The organism is Candidatus Dependentiae bacterium (genome assembly GCA_013821315.1).
In the GTDB taxonomy this organism is placed as follows: domain Bacteria; phylum Babelota; class Babeliae; order Babelales; family Babelaceae; genus JACDHA01.
On the sequence record JACDHA010000020.1, the window covers coordinates 1 to 19,692 of the forward strand.

General features: G+C 36.3%; 18 protein-coding genes. 8 read left to right on the top strand and 10 right to left on the bottom strand.

Translation table 11 applies throughout. From position 1 onward, the window contains the following. From H0X48_05060 to H0X48_05070, 3 genes are all read left to right on the top strand, one after another. A partial coding sequence (locus H0X48_05060) for a hypothetical protein (protein ID MBA3954659.1) occupies positions 1-219 on the top strand: 219 nt, incomplete at its 5' end. A 169-nt stretch (positions 220-388) separates the two neighbouring features. Beyond that, positions 389-685 carry a nucleotidyltransferase family protein gene (locus H0X48_05065; protein ID MBA3954660.1) on the top strand — a complete coding sequence of 99 codons (297 nt, stop codon included), beginning with the start codon at positions 389-391 and terminating at the stop codon, positions 683-685. Beyond that, complete coding sequence (locus H0X48_05070; protein MBA3954661.1) at positions 678-1,148, top strand: DUF86 domain-containing protein; 471 nt, start codon at positions 678-680, stop codon at positions 1,146-1,148. The genes H0X48_05065 and H0X48_05070 overlap by 8 nt, the downstream gene beginning before the upstream one ends. Positions 1,149-1,305: 157 nt before the next feature. On the opposite strand, the gene H0X48_05075 is transcribed toward H0X48_05070, so the two are convergent. Both H0X48_05075 and H0X48_05080 read right to left on the bottom strand, forming a co-directional pair. After that, entirely contained in the window at positions 1,306-2,880 is a 1,575-nt protein-coding gene (locus tag H0X48_05075; protein ID MBA3954662.1) for a carboxypeptidase regulatory-like domain-containing protein, read from the bottom strand. A gap of 322 nt (positions 2,881-3,202) precedes the next feature. Next, positions 3,203-4,168, bottom strand: coding sequence for a hypothetical protein (locus H0X48_05080; protein MBA3954663.1), 966 nt, complete (start codon positions 4,166-4,168; stop codon positions 3,203-3,205). 158 nt (positions 4,169-4,326) lie between these two features. On the opposite strand from H0X48_05080, the gene H0X48_05085 reads away from it, so the two are divergent. After that, positions 4,327-4,527, top strand: coding sequence for a hypothetical protein (locus tag H0X48_05085; GenBank protein MBA3954664.1), 201 nt, complete (start codon positions 4,327-4,329; stop codon positions 4,525-4,527). A gap of 101 nt (positions 4,528-4,628) precedes the next feature. Here H0X48_05085 and H0X48_05090 read toward each other — a convergent pair whose 3' ends face one another. Beyond that, positions 4,629-5,627, bottom strand: coding sequence for a hypothetical protein (locus tag H0X48_05090; GenBank protein ID MBA3954665.1), 999 nt, complete (start codon positions 5,625-5,627; stop codon positions 4,629-4,631). Positions 5,628-5,717: 90 nt separating this feature from the next. Here H0X48_05090 and H0X48_05095 point away from each other — a divergent pair, with 90 nt between their 5' ends. The 3 genes from H0X48_05095 (at position 5,718) to H0X48_05105 (ending at position 8,945) form a co-directional block, all read left to right on the top strand. Next, on the top strand, positions 5,718-7,577 hold the full coding sequence (locus tag H0X48_05095) for a transketolase (protein ID MBA3954666.1): 1,860 nt from the start codon (positions 5,718-5,720) through the stop codon (positions 7,575-7,577). Between the two features lie 154 nt (positions 7,578-7,731). After that, complete coding sequence (locus H0X48_05100; protein MBA3954667.1) at positions 7,732-8,109, top strand: hypothetical protein; 378 nt, start codon at positions 7,732-7,734, stop codon at positions 8,107-8,109. A gap of 44 nt (positions 8,110-8,153) precedes the next feature. After that, the gene (locus H0X48_05105) at positions 8,154-8,945 is read left to right on the top strand and encodes a hypothetical protein (GenBank protein MBA3954668.1); all 792 of its coding nucleotides are present in this window, start codon (positions 8,154-8,156) and stop codon (positions 8,943-8,945) included. A gap of 93 nt (positions 8,946-9,038) precedes the next feature. Here the strand turns inward: H0X48_05105 and H0X48_05110 are convergent, their stop codons facing one another. From H0X48_05110 to H0X48_05130, 5 genes are all read right to left on the bottom strand, one after another. Continuing rightward, positions 9,039-10,466 (bottom strand): hypothetical protein, encoded by a 1,428-nt coding sequence (locus tag H0X48_05110; protein MBA3954669.1) that lies wholly within the window; start codon positions 10,464-10,466, stop codon positions 9,039-9,041. Between the two features lie 159 nt (positions 10,467-10,625). After that, positions 10,626-11,936, bottom strand: coding sequence for an HlyC/CorC family transporter (locus H0X48_05115; GenBank protein MBA3954670.1), 1,311 nt, complete (start codon positions 11,934-11,936; stop codon positions 10,626-10,628). Between the two features lie 29 nt (positions 11,937-11,965). Then, positions 11,966-13,861, bottom strand: coding sequence for an RNA polymerase sigma factor RpoD (rpoD, locus tag H0X48_05120; GenBank protein ID MBA3954671.1), 1,896 nt, complete (start codon positions 13,859-13,861; stop codon positions 11,966-11,968). Further along, on the bottom strand, positions 13,858-15,642 hold the full coding sequence (gene dnaG, locus H0X48_05125; protein MBA3954672.1) for a DNA primase: 1,785 nt from the start codon (positions 15,640-15,642) through the stop codon (positions 13,858-13,860). The genes rpoD and dnaG overlap by 4 nt, the downstream gene beginning before the upstream one ends. Continuing rightward, positions 15,629-16,435, bottom strand: coding sequence for a prolipoprotein diacylglyceryl transferase (locus H0X48_05130; GenBank protein MBA3954673.1), 807 nt, complete (start codon positions 16,433-16,435; stop codon positions 15,629-15,631). Before H0X48_05130 ends, dnaG begins: the two co-directional genes overlap by 14 nt. Before the next feature lie 159 nt (positions 16,436-16,594). On the opposite strand from H0X48_05130, the gene H0X48_05135 reads away from it, so the two are divergent. Continuing rightward, positions 16,595-17,482 (top strand): mechanosensitive ion channel family protein, encoded by an 888-nt coding sequence (locus H0X48_05135; GenBank protein MBA3954674.1) that lies wholly within the window; start codon positions 16,595-16,597, stop codon positions 17,480-17,482. A gap of 34 nt (positions 17,483-17,516) precedes the next feature. Here H0X48_05135 and H0X48_05140 read toward each other — a convergent pair whose 3' ends face one another. After that, positions 17,517-18,377: a hypothetical protein gene (locus H0X48_05140; GenBank protein ID MBA3954675.1), complete on the bottom strand. Its 861-nt coding sequence runs from the start codon at positions 18,375-18,377 to the stop codon at positions 17,517-17,519. Between the two features lie 85 nt (positions 18,378-18,462). Next, the gene (locus H0X48_05145; GenBank protein ID MBA3954676.1) at positions 18,463-19,524 is read right to left on the bottom strand and encodes an ankyrin repeat domain-containing protein; all 1,062 of its coding nucleotides are present in this window, start codon (positions 19,522-19,524) and stop codon (positions 18,463-18,465) included. Positions 19,525-19,692: the final 168 nt, after the last annotated feature.

The window sequence follows — 19,692 nt, forward strand, 5'->3', positions numbered from 1 at the left end:
GATCCTGTACTTGAGAAAATTCTTATTGAGTCTATTATTTCTGGATTTAAGCCACTAGAAGAATGTACAGAAAAAGAGTTGGAATCAAAAGAGTCTGGCAAAAAGCGTAATGCACGTATTATGGCTCGTCTAAAAGAAGCACTCAGTGACAAAGTATATGAAAAGATTAACCGTGCAGGCCACGTGCTTGATTTTTTTAATGTACGAACTGGGAAATAACTTAGAAAATAGTTGTAAAATAAGGCCTGATTAAAATCAGGCCTTTATTATTAACTCAATTAACTTACTGTTTGTGACAAGCACAATACTTTTAGTTAATTGACTTTGTATTGCCATACTTTTTATACTCGATATATGCTTAAAGAAGCATTACATTGTAGGAATAATTATGAAGAACTTAGATAGAAAAGCTATACTAAACTATTTACGCGAGAACAAAGACGTTTTAGAAGAACAATTTGGTATTACTAAAATTGCTCTTTTTGGTTCTTATGCTCGCAATGAAGCTCATGTAGATAGTGATATAGACCTTTTAATTGAAACAAAACAACAAAGTTTTAAAAACCGCATGCTTTTAAAAGAATATTTAGAAAACCATTTCCATAGAAAGGTTGATCTTTGCTATTTTAAAAGTATACGACTCTTCATCAAAAGTCATGCTGAGAAAGATATAGTATATGCCTAAAAGAATTCCCGAGTTTTTCGTTATAGATATCTTGATCTCTTTAGATAAAGTTAAAAGATATACAAAAAACTTTTTAAGTCTTGAGGAATTTGTTATTGATGAAAAAACCTTTGATGCAACAGTAAGAGAGCTTGAAATTATTGGTGAAGCTCTTAAACATATTTTGAGTCATTCTGCTTATGACTATTTAGTTAAGCATCAGTGGAGAATTATTGTAGACTTTAGAAATATTGTAGCTCATGAATATTTTGGAATAGATTATGATGAAATATTTGATATAGTTCGTAATGACCTTCTAGAGTTTGAACATGAATTTTTAGAATTTGCTCAAGTAGTTAAAAGTACGGAGCTTATAAGCGCATTAAACTTTGCAAAACAAGAACTTACTAAAATTAAGCGATACGAAAGTATTAACTACCTTGAGTATTTAGAATCTTTGTTAAACGATAGTAATAAAGATTAAAGGTTTTCTAAGGTGTCTGGGTATGAGAAATTCCTTTATTACTTATATTGCTTAATGTACGAACTGGTAAATAACTTAGAAAATAGTTAATAAATAAGGCCTGATGAAAATCAGGCCTTATTTTATAGATTAGTGGTTGTCAAAAAAATAGTTACTTTTAATTGCGGCAATATTTATTAAGTATAGCTCTAGCTAAACAGCTAAACTTTTTATTTATTGGCAGTGGTGTTACTGTTGGCGTTGGCTGACAATTAATCTGTACGGTAACTTCACTCGAAAGAGCACTCATGCAATTAGTAGCATTACTAGCCTGAGCTGTAAAACTATAAGTTCCATTAGCAAGTTGAGAGCTTACACTAAAGTTGCCATTACTATCACTTTGTGTTGAAGCAATAGGTGAACTATTAGCACTAAAAATAGTTACGGAAACATTCGGGTCAGTGGTACCTGAAAAAGTTATAGTTGGACAATTGCTAGTATCAACTGCAAGTGTTGGTGTTATAGGAATCTGCTGAGTGCTTCTAAATATAACTACACCTGGTTGTTGGCCATTAGTATTGATTACTGCTAAACAGTTATCAACAGAATAAGACAAGTTAGCAGGGTTAGTTATACTGCTTCCATCGAGAGTAACTACAGGTAGAGCCGGGTTTGTTTGTGTGGTGCAATCAGAATTAATTTTATAAATAGTTACGTTATTTAAATTAGAAACAGCCAGACAGCCATTAGGTGAAAAATCAATTCCACGTTGAAATGCAGTTACATTAATGCCACTTGTGCTATTAAGAGTTGCACTAGGAGCGAGTGGCCCTGAAGGTTGACCGCACTCTAGAGCATACAGAGTTACCGTACTATCGCTTCCTGTTCCAGACGCACCAGCATTAGCAACAGCCAGGCACCCACTAGTAGAGAATGCTACTGATACAGCATTATTAATACCGCTTATGGCATTATCAAGAACAACAAATGGTGCAGGTGAAGCAGAAGAAGGTGTGGAACAGTCTATAGTATAAATAGTTACAGTGGAGTTATTAGGCTCAAGAGAGTTCGAATTTGCAACAGCAAGACAACTTGTTCCATTAGCGGTTAATGGGGAAAATGCTAGTGATACAGGAAGCCCGGTAAGTTGCCCAGTTTCTGCATCAATAACAGTTGTAGGAGTTAAAGATGTGGCTTGAGGATTACGGCAGTTAATAGAGTATATAAATACACTTGTGTTTGCACCATCAGTGGCATTGCTGACAGCAAGACATGCGCTTCCCGTAATAGTATTGAGTTGTGAAAAAGCTAAACTTCGAAAGTTGCTAGCTACACCCTCCATAATACTAGTTGGAATATTAATAATAGGGGCGGGAGGACTAGCTAAAGAAGTCGTACAATCTATTGAATAAATTGTTATTGTTCCGGGGGTGTCACGTAGATTAAAAACAGCTAAACAACTGGTATTAGTCACAGGGTCAAAAGGTGCAAATACTACAACTTGAGGTCCATTAATCATGCTGGTAGTAGCATCTAAAACTGTAATAAGTTGGGGTGTTGATTGAGCATTCGTACAATCAACAGAGTAAATAGCAACAGTATTATTAAGAAAGTTAGCAATAGCTAGGCAGCGTCTATTGTTGCCACTAGTTGCCGGTGAAAATGAAATTGAATTAGGGTTGTTAAGTGCACTGTTGTTGCCCTTAATTATCGCTGCAGGAGCAGATGCTGGCTGTGTGTTACTACAGTCCACCGCACTTGCTGCGTAAATTGTTGTATCTCCTGAATTAGTGTTAGCAACAGCTAGGCAACCACCGGCAGAAAATGCTACTGAACGAGCTCCATTGATGCGGCTTGTGCTGTTATTAAGAGTGGTAGTAGGAGCCAGGGGACCAGAAGGGGTAGTGCAATCTATAGAATAGATAGTTACGGTGCTATCGGTTCCTGACTGACCTTGATTGGCAACGGCAAGGCATTCTGAAGAAAATGCTACCGATTGAGGATTCTTAATACCGCTTACAGCAGCATTAAGAATAGTTGTTGGTGCAGGTGATACTGCAGATTCAGTAGCACAATCAACTATTCTTAATACCGCTTACAGCAGCATTAAGAATAGTTGTTGGTGCAGGTGATACTGCAGATTCAGTAGCACAATCAACTGAATAAATAGTTACTGTATTGTTACCGGAATTACTAACAGCTAAACAACCATTAGGAGAAAACGCTACTGATATAGGGAGGTTAATCATACTTGTGGTAGAGTCTAAAACAACAGTTGGAGCAGGTGTTGGCCCAGAAGTATTACAATGTAACGTATCAGCAGAGTATAAAGTTACTCGACCTCCTTGTAAACCTAGGATTCCACTAGCAACAGCTAGACATCCTGTGGATGAAAATGCCACTGCATTAACACTAAAAGCTTTACTAGTTGCAGCATCAAGCATCACCGTGGGCGCAGGAGGCGTCGTTGAAGGATTGGTGCAGTCTATTGTATTTGCAGAAAAGATAGCAACTGCACTATTATTTGGATCTGTCAAACCACTGCCAACAGCAAGACAGCCACTAGGAGAAAATGCTAAAGAACTAACAAATAAAATTTTGCTGGTAGTGTTATCAAGAGTAATTGCTGGAGCAAGAGGATTTGCTTGAGGTGTAGTGCAATCTATAGAATATATAGTTACAGTATTATCAGTACCTGTTGGATTAATACCCTTATTAGCTACAGCTAAGCATCCAGAGGGTGAAAATGCTACTCCAACCGGGTTGTTAATTTTACTTGTAGTGCTATCAAGGGTAACAATACGAATAGGCTCTGCTTGGGGATTATTACAATCCACAGAATAAACGTCTACTGTATTAGTACCTTGATTTGCAATAGCAAGGCAGTTTGGCCCTGTAGTGCTATTAAAAAATGCTACTGCTCTAGGCTGATTAGAGTTAGGTATATAAGCAATTTGCGCAACGTCACATAAGTTGCACATTGGAAGCACTGTAATGGGTGCTATTAAGCACCAGATAAACGTTAAAAAGCGTAAAAACATAAACTCTCCTTTTTTAGTATAAACGGCGTATATCATTATGTATATATAGCAGCTATGTTACTTCTTATGCAATAAAACAAAAATATCTACGATGCCTGGTTAGCTTGGCTTATTTTATAATTTAAGCTCACTGACTATTGCTATTGGTCTTAAAGAGAGTGCTGCAGCTTTCCAGCTTAGATATATTCAAAAAGTTTCAAGAGCTTATTAAGGCTGGTGCAAATCTAAAGCTAAAAGTTACCTCTGGTTGGGAGAAAGGCTCAACGCTTTTTGATCTACTACAAAGCAGTTATCGAGGTAAAGATACGCTTTCAGAACAAGAGATTCTAGATATAATTACAAAGGCTCAAGTGAGCTAAAAATTGTATGTATATTTCTAGATTTAAAAAAGTAGAGGTAATTGGGGATCATAAGGGGGCTGCCCCTTATGAATTGCTCGTTAGTTGATTATCTTGTTTGCTTATGTTAACGAACTCACTGGCTCTATAGCTATGCCTGAAAGAGCACCAGTTATAGTTACCCGTGGGTAACGTAATTTGTTTTTTTTAATTACAGTGCCCGTAGGAGTAAGAGTGAGGCTATCTTGAGGTGAAAAGGTGAGAGTTAGAGGCTCTTTATCTATAGAAGTAATTTTTAGACTTAGCCTTTGTTGGACTGCTAGAAGTTGCTCCCATGCTCTCCAGCCAGTATTGTTAAGCTGTCCGGACCAAGAAACTAAATAAATATGCTTAACAAGAAACTTATTGCACAATGTTGTAAGAGCTTGAAACACTAAAGAAGAAGGCTTAAGAACAATAAGATAATCGATAGTTTGTACTGATTTTTTAGTAAGCTCGGGTATAAGAGTGTACGTTACCCAGTTGGTAGCTGATATCGTTTTTCCTAAATAACCTGGGTCTATAAGTACGGTTGCTTGTGGATAATGTATAAGCGTGAGTTGTTTTTCAGGATGTCCAACTATACTTATTGTTCCAGTAGGGTTAAAATCGTAGCGTAAATAACCAGCAATACCGATTATGCTTAGTGCAAATATAATGGTACTAATAAGGGGCCTTGAGAGTTTTTTTGTATGCAGTATTAAAAAAGCAAGCGCTGGTATAAGTAATGCAGTACCTAAAGACGGTTGCGGACTATAAAATAACCACGACCGATCGCAATAGGTAAGTATGGTATACCACCAATCAGCTACTTGCTCTAAAAGGTATACGAGAAAGCCATTAGGTATATATAATAATTCACTAAAAAACACCAATGAGGCCAAAGATAAAAAAATTATCAAAAAAGGTGTAAAAATAAAATTGCCTACAGGGCTTGCAAGCGATAACGGTAATCCCCAACAGAGTAGTATGGGCCACGAGATAAGAGTGAGAAAAAGCTGTAGTTGCAAAAAGGTAAGAATATCTCTTGGAGTACACTTAAGTTTTTTTGCCAGAGTTTGTACTATGTTTTTTATTGGCATGCTAGTATAGATTTAATTATTTTTATATAGTTTCAAGTATACACTAAAAAGTAAAAATAAAACAGTCCAGTCAACGTATGGAGAGCAGGGATGAAAGCGAATCTAGATTTTTTGAAGTATAAAGCGTATAAGCTACGTGTTGAATCACTTAAAGCGACTACAGCTGCTGGTTCTGGGCACCCGACTTCTGCTTTATCGGCAGCTGATATGGTGTCTGCTCTCTTTTTTTATGCTATGCACTATGACCCAGCAGATCATGCTAACCCTACTAATGATAGATTTATATTATCAAAAGGACATGCGGCTCCTGTATTGTATGCTGCATGGAAAGAAGTTGGAGTTTTGACTGAGCAAGAGCTTCTTACTTTACGTCAATTTAATTCACGACTGGAAGGGCATCCTACGCCACGTTTTGAGTACGCAGAAGCAGCTACAGGGTCACTTGGTTGTGGTCTTTCTATTGGACTAGGTATGGCGTTAAGCACGCGTGTTTCTGGTCATAACTTTTATACCTATGTGTTGCTTGGTGACAGTGAAATGGCAGAAGGTTCTGTGTGGGAAGCTATAGAGCTTGCAGCTTTTTATAAAGTGCATAACTTGGTAGCTTTAGTTGATTTTAATAGGTTGGGCCAAAGTACAGAAACTATGGATGATCATAATATAGAGCAACATGCAGCTAAATGGCAAGCATTTGGCTGGGAAACTTTTATTGTAGATGGCCATGATATGGAATGTGTAACCAAAGCATTAGATCAAGCGCGTGCCGTAGTTGGTAAGCCCACGGTGCTTGTGTGCTACACCTATAAAGGGTATGGGATCACGGAAATACAAGATAAAGAGGGATTTCATGGCAAAGCATTTTCACCTAAAGATCTTGAAAAATATTTGCTTGAGCTAGCTGAGAGGTTTCCTCAAGAAGCTGATTCTTTTGGTAAGTATCCTGAAACTATCGTAATGCCAAAACAAGAAGTTAAAAAAGAACAGCCTGGTGTAATGCTTCCGCAACCTGAGTATACAATTGGTGATAAGATAGCTACTCGCAAGGCGTATGGTGAAACCTTGGTATTGCTGGGAGATTATTCTAAAAGTATAGTAAGTTTAGATGCTGAAGTTAAAAATTCAACCTTTGCAGAACTCTTTGAAAAAAAATATCCTGAGCGCTTTGTACAATGTTTTATAGCAGAACAAAATATGATAGGTATGGCTGAAGGCTTTGCATTACGCGGGTTTATTCCTTTTGTGTCAACATTTGCGTCATTTTTAACACGAGCACATGATCAGATTCGTATGGCATCTATTGGCAGAGCGCCACTGCGTATAGCTGGATCGCATGTTGGTGTTTCTATTGGGCAAGATGGACCGTCTCAGATGGGTCTTGAAGATATGGCTCAAATGCGCAGTATTGCAAATTCAGTAGTTTTATATCCATGCGATGGCGTAAGTACTTATAAACTAGTCCATCTTATGGCAAATTACACCCAAGGTATAAGCTATTTACGCATGACACGTGAAGAAACTCCTATTATATACGAGCAAGAAGAAGAGTTTTTAATTGGTGGTTGCAAAATACTTAGACAAAGCTCAGATGATCAAGTATGTATAGTAGCTGCGGGTATTACGTTATTTGAGGCTCTTAAGGCGTATGAACAATTAAAACAAGAAAATATTAACGTAAGTATTATAGATTTATACAGTATTAAACCGCTTGATACAATAACTCTTAAAGCACAAGCTATAAAAGCCTACAAGAGAGTAATAACAGTTGAAGATCACTTTATACAGGGTGGTTTAGGTGAAGCAGTATGCTATGAACTACGCAGTAGTGGCTGTACCATAGAAGTACTTGCAGTTAAAGAACTTTCTCGTTCAGGCAAACCTGAAGAACTACTTGCCTATCATAAAATAGATGCACAAGCTATACGAGAAACTGTCTATACATTACTTAAATAACTAACTCTCACTCTAGTTTTACACAGGCAATCTAAGTAGATTGCCTTTTTTGTATATATAATAATTTGTATAGTATTTAAAATAAAATATTGCCAAGAATAAGCCATTTAATATATAATTAATTATAATAGAGTAATTATATAAAAGGTGAACTATGAAAAAATCATTTATTTTGTTAACAGCAAGCTCATTAATATATTCAATGCCCAGTGTAGAACCTAAAAAGCCGAAAAAGCTTAAAGAACTTACTATCTTATTAAAATGCAGTTCAGACAATTCTTCAAAAATGTTTTTATTTATTAATAAAGATAAGCCTAGACTAAGTGACTTACTGCAATCAGTTTCTGAGGTAGCTCAAAAACCTATGGCACAGGTAAAACTTACTTATTTAGGTAAAAATATAGCTACTCCTGAAAACATTAAAAATGACATTTTATTAAAGGAGCTTGGCATTCTACCTGATGTTGTAAATAAAGTATCTTGTGTAGATGCTTCATTAGAAACTAAAAATACATTAAGGCGTTCAGCCTAATATATCAGTGAAATTAATAATTAACTAAGAAGCGAAAGAATACTATGAAAAAATATATACTTACCATGCTTGTTCTAAGCGTCTTATCTTTGCTTCATGCTATGAACCTTAAAGACCCCTCAGAGCAGCTCTCCAATGCTGTTCTAGCTGATGATATAGAAGAAGCGCGAAGTGCTATAAAACAAGGAGCAAACGCTCAGAGTACTTTCCATGGTAGTTTTGATACAATGCTTCATGGTGCGAAAAGTGCTGCTATGGCGCAATTGTTAATTGATTATGGAGCTGATATTAAAGCGAATTCATGGGCTGGTTATACTCCTCTTGGGAAAATGTTATATAGGCCTAATAATCCTAATATACATGCAATAGAAACTTTGTTAAGAAATGGCGCATCTTTAGTAAAAACCAACCCTGCAGGTAGAACACCTTTTAAAAGTATGCAGGACGAAATTAAGATGGCAATTGAGAGAAAGATGAATAAAGAAACCATAGAACATTATAAAGTTATAGCAGATGTTTTAAAAAATTATCCACGTTTAGTAGCCGAAGCTAAAGCTGAGCCTCAAAACACAATACAGCAAGCAGTAAATTTAGGCCTTGTTGATCTTACTAAGCAAATATTGAAAACTCTTCGACTAAGTGATAAAGAATTACAAGACTTGGCTGAGATTGCAAAAAAACAATACGCACTAACTCAAGATAGTTCGTACAAAGAAATAGGTAATCTGTTACGTTTTAAATTAGGGTTGACAGGTACGGCTCTAGGTGTTTCTACCAAAGGTGTGTTAGGATACAGTTTGCCTAAAGACGTTATAGCTATTATAAAGCAACAATAGTAAGTTACTATTTACTAAGCTAATCTTATTAAAAGTTAAAAGAAAAGAGGCGAGTAACTTAATACTCGCCTCTTTTAATGTCTAAAGTTGTTTTTAGAATCCTATGCCCAGTTTTGCAAATACAGCCCAGTTATCAAGAGCGCTTCTGCATTGACCAAATTCATAAGAACCACCTAAACCAAGAGTGGTTTGGTAGTTACATATTGTTTTGTCGCATCCAACTGCAGCATATATTTTATGAGATAATGCTCGTGGATGCTCTGCAGAATGTACATTAATATCAGAGCGTGTAAGTGGAGTAAATGTTGCATCGCTTGGTGCTACATTAGAGCCATTTAAACCTTGATCTATAGTTGCTTGACTTGCAGAAGCAGCTTGTAGATTGCATACTTGTGCAATATCAAATATACCAAAGTTACTTAAACAATCTAGATTACGTAAACAAATACGTTCTGCTTGTCTGTACCATAAGTTATAGCCTACTTCAACGTTCCAGTTGCACCACTCATAATGGAGTGCTGTCCAGAATTCAACTAGGCTGCGTGGCTTAACGCGTACGCAAGGGCTTAGCAAGTTGATAGCTGGTTGTGATAAAAATGGTTGATTTTGAGTTGCTACTTGCAGAAAGCGGGACCAGTCACCATTGTTTAAATCAAATGAGCGACGTTCATTAGCTTCAAAAAAGTGAAGATATTTAACATCAGCCATTAAAACCATGTTGCTGTTGCAAACTTTAGGTAGGGTATAATCCCCATTAAAACCAAAACCAAGCGCGCCATGTTTGCTGCCTACGGTAGGTTCAAAAAGATGACGATCATGTCTTCTATGTCCTGTAGGAATGCCACCCACTAAATAAATACTTGCATGATCTTGATTACAAAAAAAGTAGTCATATCCTAGTTTAACTTGTATATCGTCTAGGCCGTGACGTTTAAGTTTGCATCCAGCTAGTCTACCAAAATGTAAGTCTTGATTGTTAAGAGCTTGATGAGCATCACTAAAGCCACTAATGGTGCCATAAGTTGTTCTATTAAACTCACGTAAATGCAGATCATGTTCAACGCCTAGAATAGCGCTATTAATGCTCAACCACGAGTTTGAAAGCAAGCAATCAAGATTAGTATACAGATTTACGACTGCACCATACACACGGCGTTTAGGGCATATGCGTACATCAGAACTATAATCTGTTCCTTTAGGACCAATTAGATTAAGCCATAAAGAATCAATATCTCCTGTACCATCTTCACGTATACTTACGCTGTTTTTCCCATTAGGTAAAAAATAGCGAGCAAGGCGACTTGATTTACGTGATTGTTGATAAAAGGGAGTAAGAGTGAACGTTCCCCAACCATTGCAACTGTTTTGAGCTGGATGATAGATTTGGTAGTTGTTTAATGCTAGTTCGTAGGTTGCATCATAGGTAATAGAACGTGAAGTAAAGGCAGTTTTAGCTTGTCCAAAACTTGTGCCTAATGAAAAAAGCAATCCTAGTGAAAAAAATATTTTATAGAAGTTCATTTAATAAGCTCCTGGCTTATAAGGTATTTTACAATACTTATACTCTGTTTTATGACATACTACAACAAATCTTTTTTAAAAGACAAGCTTTTGGGCGTAAAAACGAGATTTAGAAACACCAGCAAAAAAAATCCTCGGCGATTACCGAGGATAGAAAGATTAGTCGAGTTCAATACTGTCAGGTATTTTGCCCTCTTTAAATATAAGTACTTGTGTTACCATTTTAGCTGTTGCCTGATGAATCTGGAAGAGATAGTCTTTGTAAGCGATCCGTTCGCCTTTTTTAGGTAAATGCTGCAACTGCTCAGTTAAAAAGCCGCCAAGGGTAAGTGACCTTTGAGTTTCAATAGTTATATTAAGTACGGCGTTTAATTCTTCGAGCTCTATACGAGCGTCAACCAACCAGCCACCTGAATTGAGCGGCTTAATTTTTTCTTGAATTAACTCATATTCATCGCTTATTTCACCGACAATTTCTTCTATAACATCTTCCAGAGTTACCAGTCCTGCAATACCACCAAACTCGTTGATAGCCATGGCCATGTGCATCCGTTGATCCTTAAACTCTTTTAGAACTGAAAGCACTTTAGCACTTTCAGGCACAAACATTATAGGACGTACTATTTCGCTTAGAGGTTTAATTTCACCTTTTGATAAAAGCAGGAAAAAGTCTTTTTGATGTAATATACCAATAACGTTTTCTGAGTCACCTTCGTAGACAGGTAGTCGAGAAAACTGGTACTTAGAAAATAGTTCACGAGCTTCCTGAAAAGTCGTATGAGTACTAATGTAAATTATAGAAGTTTCAGGAACCATAATTTCGTGTATTTGCGTTGTGCCGAGCTCAAAAATACTTTTAAGCATAGAAGTTTTATGCCGCTCCATTAAACCCTTTTCATTGATATAATCAATCAAGAATTGGATCTCTTTTTCTGTTGCTAAAGCTTCACTATGATCATGATTTTCAGTTTCACCTACAGAGCGTACTACTGCTTGAGAAACATGCGATATTAACGTAACAAAAGGATATAAAATATAATATAAACTATTGGTAATCCATAAAGTTGAACTAAGCATCTTTTCACCATGAGCTTTAGCTATATTTTTGGGAATAAGCTCAGCAATCAAAATGATAAGAGTAGTTAAAGCTATACCAATGGCAAACCCTACTGATTCAGGAAAAGCAAAATAATTGGCTATGCGTTCCATTAGCTGGCTACTTAAAGCTGCTGTTGTTACATTTGCTAGATTACTTGCCACCAGAATAGTTATTAAAATTCTGTGTGGATTCTTTTCAAGCGTCTCAAATAAGGCTTTATAACGGCCTGTACTATTGGCTAACTCTTTTAATTTAAACAATCGTAAAGCAGTAATACTTGTTTCCAAAAAGGCAAACAAAGCAAAACAAGCAAGCGATAGGAGTAAAAAAAATACTGTACTATAAAAAGAACTATCAACTGGAGGTTCCATTGTATCCTTTTGCTACGTTAGTGTAACTATTATTCGTCATCATCCATCATATCGTCACTGTCTGACTCATCAGTTCCGATATTAAACTCTTTTTCAAAAAATGTCTGTAGTTTTTTACTACGAGACGGGTGGCGTAGCTTGCGTAACGCTTTTACTTCAATTTGACGTATACGTTCGCGAGTGACTGAAAAGTCTTTACCCACTTCTTCAAGTGTATGCTCTGAAGCAACATCTATACCAAAACGCATCTTAAGTACTTTCTCTTCGCGTGGTGTAAGAGTTTTTAATACTTCACGTACACGCTCTTTAAGATCGTTGCTTGCTACGGTATCAGCAGGTGAAAAGTCATTTTCACTTTCGATAAAGTCTTTAATAAAGGCATCATCACTGTCGCCAACAGGTGTTTCTAATGAGATAGGCTCTTTAGATATTTTAATAATATTTTTGATTTTTTTCTCATCAATATTAAGTTCTTTGGCAAGTTCAGCATGACTTGGCTCGCGACCGTGCTCTTGAGTAAAGGTACGCTTAATTTTATTGATTTTATTGAGCGTTTCTACCATGTGTACTGGTACACGAATAGTGCGTGACTGATCTGCTATAGCACGTGTAATAGCTTGTCTGATCCACCAGGTAGCATACGTAGAAAATTTGTAGCCTCGTTCAAACTCAAACTTCTCTACTGCTTTCATAAGACCTATATTACCTTCTTGGATCAGATCCAAAAAGTGTAAGCCACGGTTAACATATTTTTTAGCAATATTAACAACTAAACGTAAGTTTGCACGCGCAAGGTCATCTTTGGCACGTTTATCTTTACGCTGTCCTTCAGTAAGCTGTCTATAATACTTATAGATATCAGCATGCGAGAGACCCATTTCTTGTTCAGCTTTACGAATAGTTTTATTGCTGCTTCTGATAATGCGTTCAAATTCTTGCATCTCTTGTGTATCAGATTCAGTGATATGTTTTTTATGAGAGTACTGTTTAAGTAACATCTCAGCTTGACGTACAGCTTCAGCACGTTCTTTTGTTTTATTGATAGCTTTTTCAATACGCTTGCTTAACTTTCTTATAAATTTATGAGAAAGTTTAATAGTTTGTATAGTTTCGCTAATTTTTTCTTTATTTTTTTTAACTTCTAAAAGCATTTCCTGCTTTTTGTCTTTAATCTCAAGTTGGCCACGATAACTACGATAAATATCACTCTCTTGTTGCACTAAGTGTTTTATAGAGTCAATAATAACAATAAGTGCTTTCTTTTCTTCTTCGTACTTAGGCAAATTTTCTTCGTCAAACTCAGAAAACTGAATAATATCTTTAAGTGGTACGGTATTACGAGCAAGTTTTTCGCCAATAGATACTATTTCTTTATGAATAAAAGGGAACTTAGATATCGCTTCAACTGATTCTTTTTTACCAAGAGCTATTTGTTCAGCTATAACTAATTCTGTTTTTTTGTTGAGTAACGGAATTTTACCAATATCACGTAAATAGCATTTAACACCATCGGCAATATGGCCAACTTCACCTGACTCGCGTACAATGTCTCTTTCATCTTCGTCTTCACCTTCTTCAAGCTCTTCGTCGCCTGCAAAGTCTAGAGAAGATTCAAATTGAGATTTTAAGTGTACTTTAGTACCTTCTTCTTCTTTTTCATAATCGTCTAAATGTGTTGCATCAGCGTCGAGCTCTTCTTGCATAAGAAGTTCTATATGTTCTTTTTCAAGAGTTTTTAGAAGCTCATTGGTCTCTATTTCGCCTAAATGGTTTCGTTCGCAAAACTCCATCAGCTCTTCATAGCTCATAGTACCAGCGCGACGTCCTTTTTCTAACAAGCTTTCAATAAGCTCTTGTGTAAGATCGACACCCTCAGCTTTTTTTGCTTTAGCTTTAGTATCGACTAGTTTTACTTTTTTGTTCATACAATACCCCTAAGTAACATCTTTTTTTTCAGCGTCTCTAAATAGGTTAAAAGTTTTTGAACAAGCTCATTATTACCTGTTTTTTGTGCCTGCTCAATTTTTAGTTTGACATGATGAACGGTCATTTTCCATCTTTTTTTAAGAAAATGGGTTAATAACTCCTCAAATGCTCGAGAATTTTCTTCATCTTCTGCTTCTATAATCAATCTACTTATTTCTGTTTTTTCATCATAAGTAAGAGTATCAAAAAAGGTATAATAGGAACCTGTAATTAACTTTTCAAACAATATATTTAATGGTTTTGGCAACCATGCTTTTAATAGTTCTTTGTCATGAGAAGTTAAAAGCTCTTTATTAGAAAGTATACCAGAAAATAACTTTTTTTCTAATTGTGATATTTTATTAATTCCCTGCATAAGCTCGTTGGGGAGCTCTTTTTTAGGCATGGTAGTTTCTGGTTGTTCTTGTGCTCGTAAGCTTGTAACCTTGCGTGTAGTATCTTCTTGTTGCACGCGAGTTAGCTCTTGTTTAAAAGTAGCAAAAGGAATATCAAATATAGTAGCAGCTTGTTTTAAAAGCAAATCTTGTTTAAGAGGATCTTCCAAGTGCTTTATCATGTCTACAAGTTTCTTAGTTTGTGTTATGCGTTCTTGTAAGCTTTTAGAGGCAAAATCACTGCCTAACGTATGTATAAAAAATAAAAATATGTCACGAGCTTGCTCTATGAGATCTTTTAAATTACCTTTGTTAGTTAAAAATGATGCTGGATCTTCTTGCGGTGGCAGTATAATAACAAAAAGATCCATATTTACTTGCCAACAAAGCTCAGTTAAGCGCATGATTGCTTTTTGACCAGCCGCATCACCATCATATAAAACATATAATGTATTTGCATAACGCGCTAACTGTTTGAGGTGTTCTAACGTGCATGAGGTGCCAAGGGTAGCCACCGTATTAATAAAGCCGTGTTGGACCATGGTAATGGCATCGGTATATCCTTCAACTAAAAACACCGTATTTTGTTCTTGAATAGATTTTTTCGCGCTGTCAAGGCCAAATACAAGACTGCCTTTGTTAAAAAAGGCGTGATCATGCGAATTGTAATATTTAGCCCGTTCATCTTCTTGTTTATAAACACGGCCACCAAAGCCGCAAAAACGGCCAAGCAAATCCTTTATAGGAAAAAGTATGCGATCTTCAAAGGGGCAGTAAAGACCATTTTTGCCTTCAAGTAATATTTTAGCTGTGATAAAGTCTTGAGCAAGTAAAGCTTCTTTTTGACCATAGGCGAGTAACTCTTTAACAGCAACAGGGCCTAAGGGCATAAACCCCAAACAAAAGTCGGTAATGCTTTTTTTAGTAAAGTGGCGTGCATGTAAATATTCAAGAACGGTTATGGTTCTTCTTAGTTGCATATGGCACCAACGGGCAAACACGGTGCAAGTCAGTATATACCGTTTTTTATCTTCTTGGCTTGTGTCTGCTTTTGTCCACTTAGTATCTTGAGGTATGTCTATAGAGTACCGTTCAGCAAGCTGTTGAGCTGCTTCTAGTGGTGTGCAATTTTCTGCTTTAGCTACAAAGGTAATAACATCGCCACCATGTTGACAGCCAAAACAGTAAAAGATTTCTTTGTGAGGACTAACGGTAAAAGAAGCTGTCTTTTCGTGGTGAAAAGGACATGAGCCTTTCCAATAAAGGCCAGCTTTTTTGAGCGTAGTATACTCGCTTACTAAAGCTAAAATGGATACTTTTTGTTTTATGCTATTAAACAGATTCATGATAATGCTTTGGTTTAGGCCATACATGAGCTATGAGCACGAGAGCTGCTCCTAAAGCAAAGAGGCCTAACGCTATATACTGATGAAAAGAAAAAAAGCTTGTCTTTGTAGTGAGTATCTGGTTGTTCTGAAAAATTCTATCGCCTCTAAAAAAATCTACGATAAAACGCTCTGTACTTAAAAACATAATATACAGCCCCGCTAAACTGCCTACGGGTAACTTAGCTTGATTATTTATAAAACGCATAACTAAAAAAATAACTAAAAATATGCCGGTGCTATAGAGCTGTGTAGGATGTAATTTAATAAATAATGGTGCAAAAACATCAGGATTAGTATAGGTAATACCCCAAGGCAGGGTGGTTGGTTTGCCATAACAGCAGCCTACTAAAAAGCAACCAGTTCGTGCTATGCCTTGTAAAAGCGGTCCATAGAGTGCAGCTAAATCAAGTATAGGTAGCAAGGGAATGCCTCGCTTATATAAATAAAGTGGTGCATAAATAAGTACTGCTATAACACTGCCAAAAACAGACAGGCCTCCATTCCAAATGCTTAGTACTTGACTTATGCTGGTATACTCATGCCAATCACCTATAACATGCAGTAAGCGACCGCCTACTATGCCTGCTAGAGCTGATTCTACTACAAGATTAATAAAATCCTCTTGGCTTATATATTTTTTTCTTAAGGGGTGCTGTAATGCACGCCAGAGAAAAACAATAAGACCAACACCAATAGCAACACTGTAATTACTTAATGCGAAGTTGCCAATAGACACTAGTTTTGGGTACATGCTTTTTCTACTTATGCTGAAGGTTTATTTTTAAGTATACTCTATCTGAAGACTTTGTCAGGTGGTGCACTGGTATTTGTAAAAGTAGGTTCTCTAGGTTAAACTAAAATAAAATTAGTTATAATTAAACCTAAATTATATAAAAAGTCGAGGAACCTGATGGAATGTAATTTGCTTGCGCTGCAATCGTTTTTAGAGTCTACCTCAATGGTACTTATTGTTCTAGGTATAAGTTTTCTACTGGCAAGACTGGTAAGAAAAGGGCTGGATAAACTTGAAGAATCTCCTGATGCTCCGGCAGAACTCGATACAGCTCATGTGCGATTTGCCAAACATTTTGTTGTAGGATTTATCTATTTTATTGGTATAGGTATCGCTATTAGTCTGATTCCACCACTAAAAAGTGTGGCTTTTTCTCTGCTCGCTAGTACCGGCGTTCTTACTTTGGTTATAGGTTTTGCTTCTCAACAGGCTTTTTCTAATATTATCAGCGGGCTTTTTTTAGGTATTTTTAAGCCTTTTGTTATTGGTAATCATATTAAATTAGTAAAAGATAATATAGAAGGCACGGTAGAAGACATTACTCTGCGCCATACTATTATTAAAACTGCTGAAAATAAGCATATTATGATACCTAATGCAGTTATGAATGCTGAAATAGTAGAAAATACAGATTGGGCTGATGCCAGCTGGGCTGACGGTAAAATTCACAAATATATTGAAATTCCGCTTAATTATAACATAGATCTTACTAAGGCATTGGATATTATTCATGAAACACTTGCTAACCACCCTTTAATTATAGATAATCGTTCAGCTGAACAAAAAAAGCGTAAAGAGGCGCTGGTAGAAGTACACGTTATTAAATTAACACCATCAGCTATTATAGCTCGTGGTGCTGCTTGGACTAAAGGTGAAGCTGAAGGATATAAACTTGCCTGCGATGTCTATAAAACCGTTAAAGATCGTTTTGAAAAAGAAGAGATAACTTTTCCTCGCTGCTACTGTAGTGGTGGTCCAACACACCAAGAGAGCCCTCAGGCATGAGAGCTCTCTTGATTATCACTGGGATTAAATAAAATTAAAATTTTCTTTGTGCTTTAGGCGAATTTTGAGGGCTTGTCTGAGGAGATAGTCCCATCATTTCACGTAACTGATTGTTTTCTTCACGCAGGCGTTTTTTGTCTGATTGCAGCTCTGTTATCATGCTAATATACGTAATTACTAGTTTTTTTAACTGATCAGTACCAAATGTATCAAGGTGCTCGCTAACTGAAAGTTCTGAGTTATTGTTTTGATTTATGGAGCTAAAACCAGATCCATTAGAATTAGAGTTCATGCCATCAAAACTAGTTCTTCTAGCCGGTGTTACTAATGCTTTAGGAAGTTCTTTGCTAAAATCATCAAAAGTTTTACCCAAAAATCCTAAACAATCTCTATTTGCTTCTCTTCTATCAGCAGAAGACAGAGCCTCATACTTTTCTGTCATAATACCAATAAGTTGCATAAGCATAGGATTGCTTGTTCTACCTGTACTAAGTAATTCTATGTTAGTCTCTTTATAGCTATTATAAGCCTGAAGACAAGTAAAAAATACTTTAAGATCTTGGCTTTGTTCTTCAGAACCCGCAGCGGCGGTTTCTGCTTTTGATTTGTTATCTACAAGTTCTTCTTTGCCAGATGAAACTGCTCTGTTGTTTTGTGTATTAGTTGTTTGAGTTGGTAATGGAAGGAGCACTCCTTCATCTTGCAATGCTTCTGTAAGTAACATTTTTTCGTCATCACTGAGTGTTGCAAAGTCTGTAGCAAAGGCTAGCTGGTTAGCTTGTGTAGGATTAGCTGCGTAAATGCGTGCTTTTGCAGCACAATCTACCATATCAACAGCATAGTGGTAGGATGCAAAAGAAACTAATAAGCTTAAAGTTAAAAATTGTTTTTTCATAAGAACCCTTTATTATTTAAATAATTTTCCATTTTATATTTTTAATTATACTTATATTTACAAATTTTGCAAATTAAATTTTATATTATAAATGATATTTTAATGCGTTAGAAATTCTAGCTATAATACCAGGCTTTTTTGCTGGTTGAGCTGCCTGTGTAGTAATGACAGTAAGTAGGTCGTTAGGTAAATCGGTTATATGTATCGAACTTGAGAGTGTAGTTGGTTTGCTTTTTTTCATGTATTTAAGCAGTGCTGTAGCTCTTTTTTGTGCAAAATACGTACGTAGCAATGTTATTATTTGGGTATGATCATTTCCCCAAGCTGCTTCTTTTAGATCAAGAGCTCTTGCGTTTTGGCCCTTATAAGCTAAATCTAGTATAGTTTCGCCTCGTCTAGTTTTTCTATGAGGATCGGCATCTGTTAGCAGCAGCGCTTCCACTACTGCTTTACGTCCCTCAAACGCTGCCCATTGCAACGGTGTATACGAAATTTCTTCTGACAAGTTTTTGTGATAGTAAAAGTATTTAAAGGTACTGTTTGTGTTAGCTTGAGCTTTAATAAGTTTTAGAATTGAAGCTTCGTTATAGTGTATACATGCTTTGTGTAGAGGTGTCTGATTATCTCTATCTCTGTTGTCGACAGTAGCGCCATTGGCAATAAGTGTTTCAATATATTTTACGTCACCATCTTGGGCCGCATAGTGCAGCTGAATATTTAAGTGATCAGTTAATAATCGAACTATTTTTAGATTGTTAGCTTGTCGTGCTAATTGTAAAGCCGTTTTGCTCTGTTTGTTTTGTAGTAACACATGAGCGTCGGCTTCAAGTAAAAGCTGAGTTATAGTTTTTTCTTGAGTATCTCCTAGTCTGTTTTTAATAAAACTAACCGTTGAAGCTAGATAAAGAGAGCTACTATTTGTTTGGGCGTTATGAAGTTGAGTATCAGCAGCCACTGCGTAATGAAGTGGTGTATTTCCTAAACTGTCTTGGGCATTGACGTTTGCTCCTTGGGCAATAAGATCATGCACTTTATGAGTATTAGATTTTTTTACAGCTTTATGCAATGGCGTTTTGTAAGTCATGGTGTAAGTTTCTAAAAATTGTAAGCTCAAACAGGCTAAAAATAGAATGGAATACTTTTTCATTAGGGTCTCCTTGAAAGCTAAACCAATAGACAAGTTGCATTAGGGCTCAATCTGTTAATTAAAAGTATACATATATATTTAAATTTTTCAAGTTGAATTTTATTTAGAGAAGAAATTGGTGAAGAGTTTATACGAGCCTCTTCACCACAAAAAGAATAGAAAGTAGCC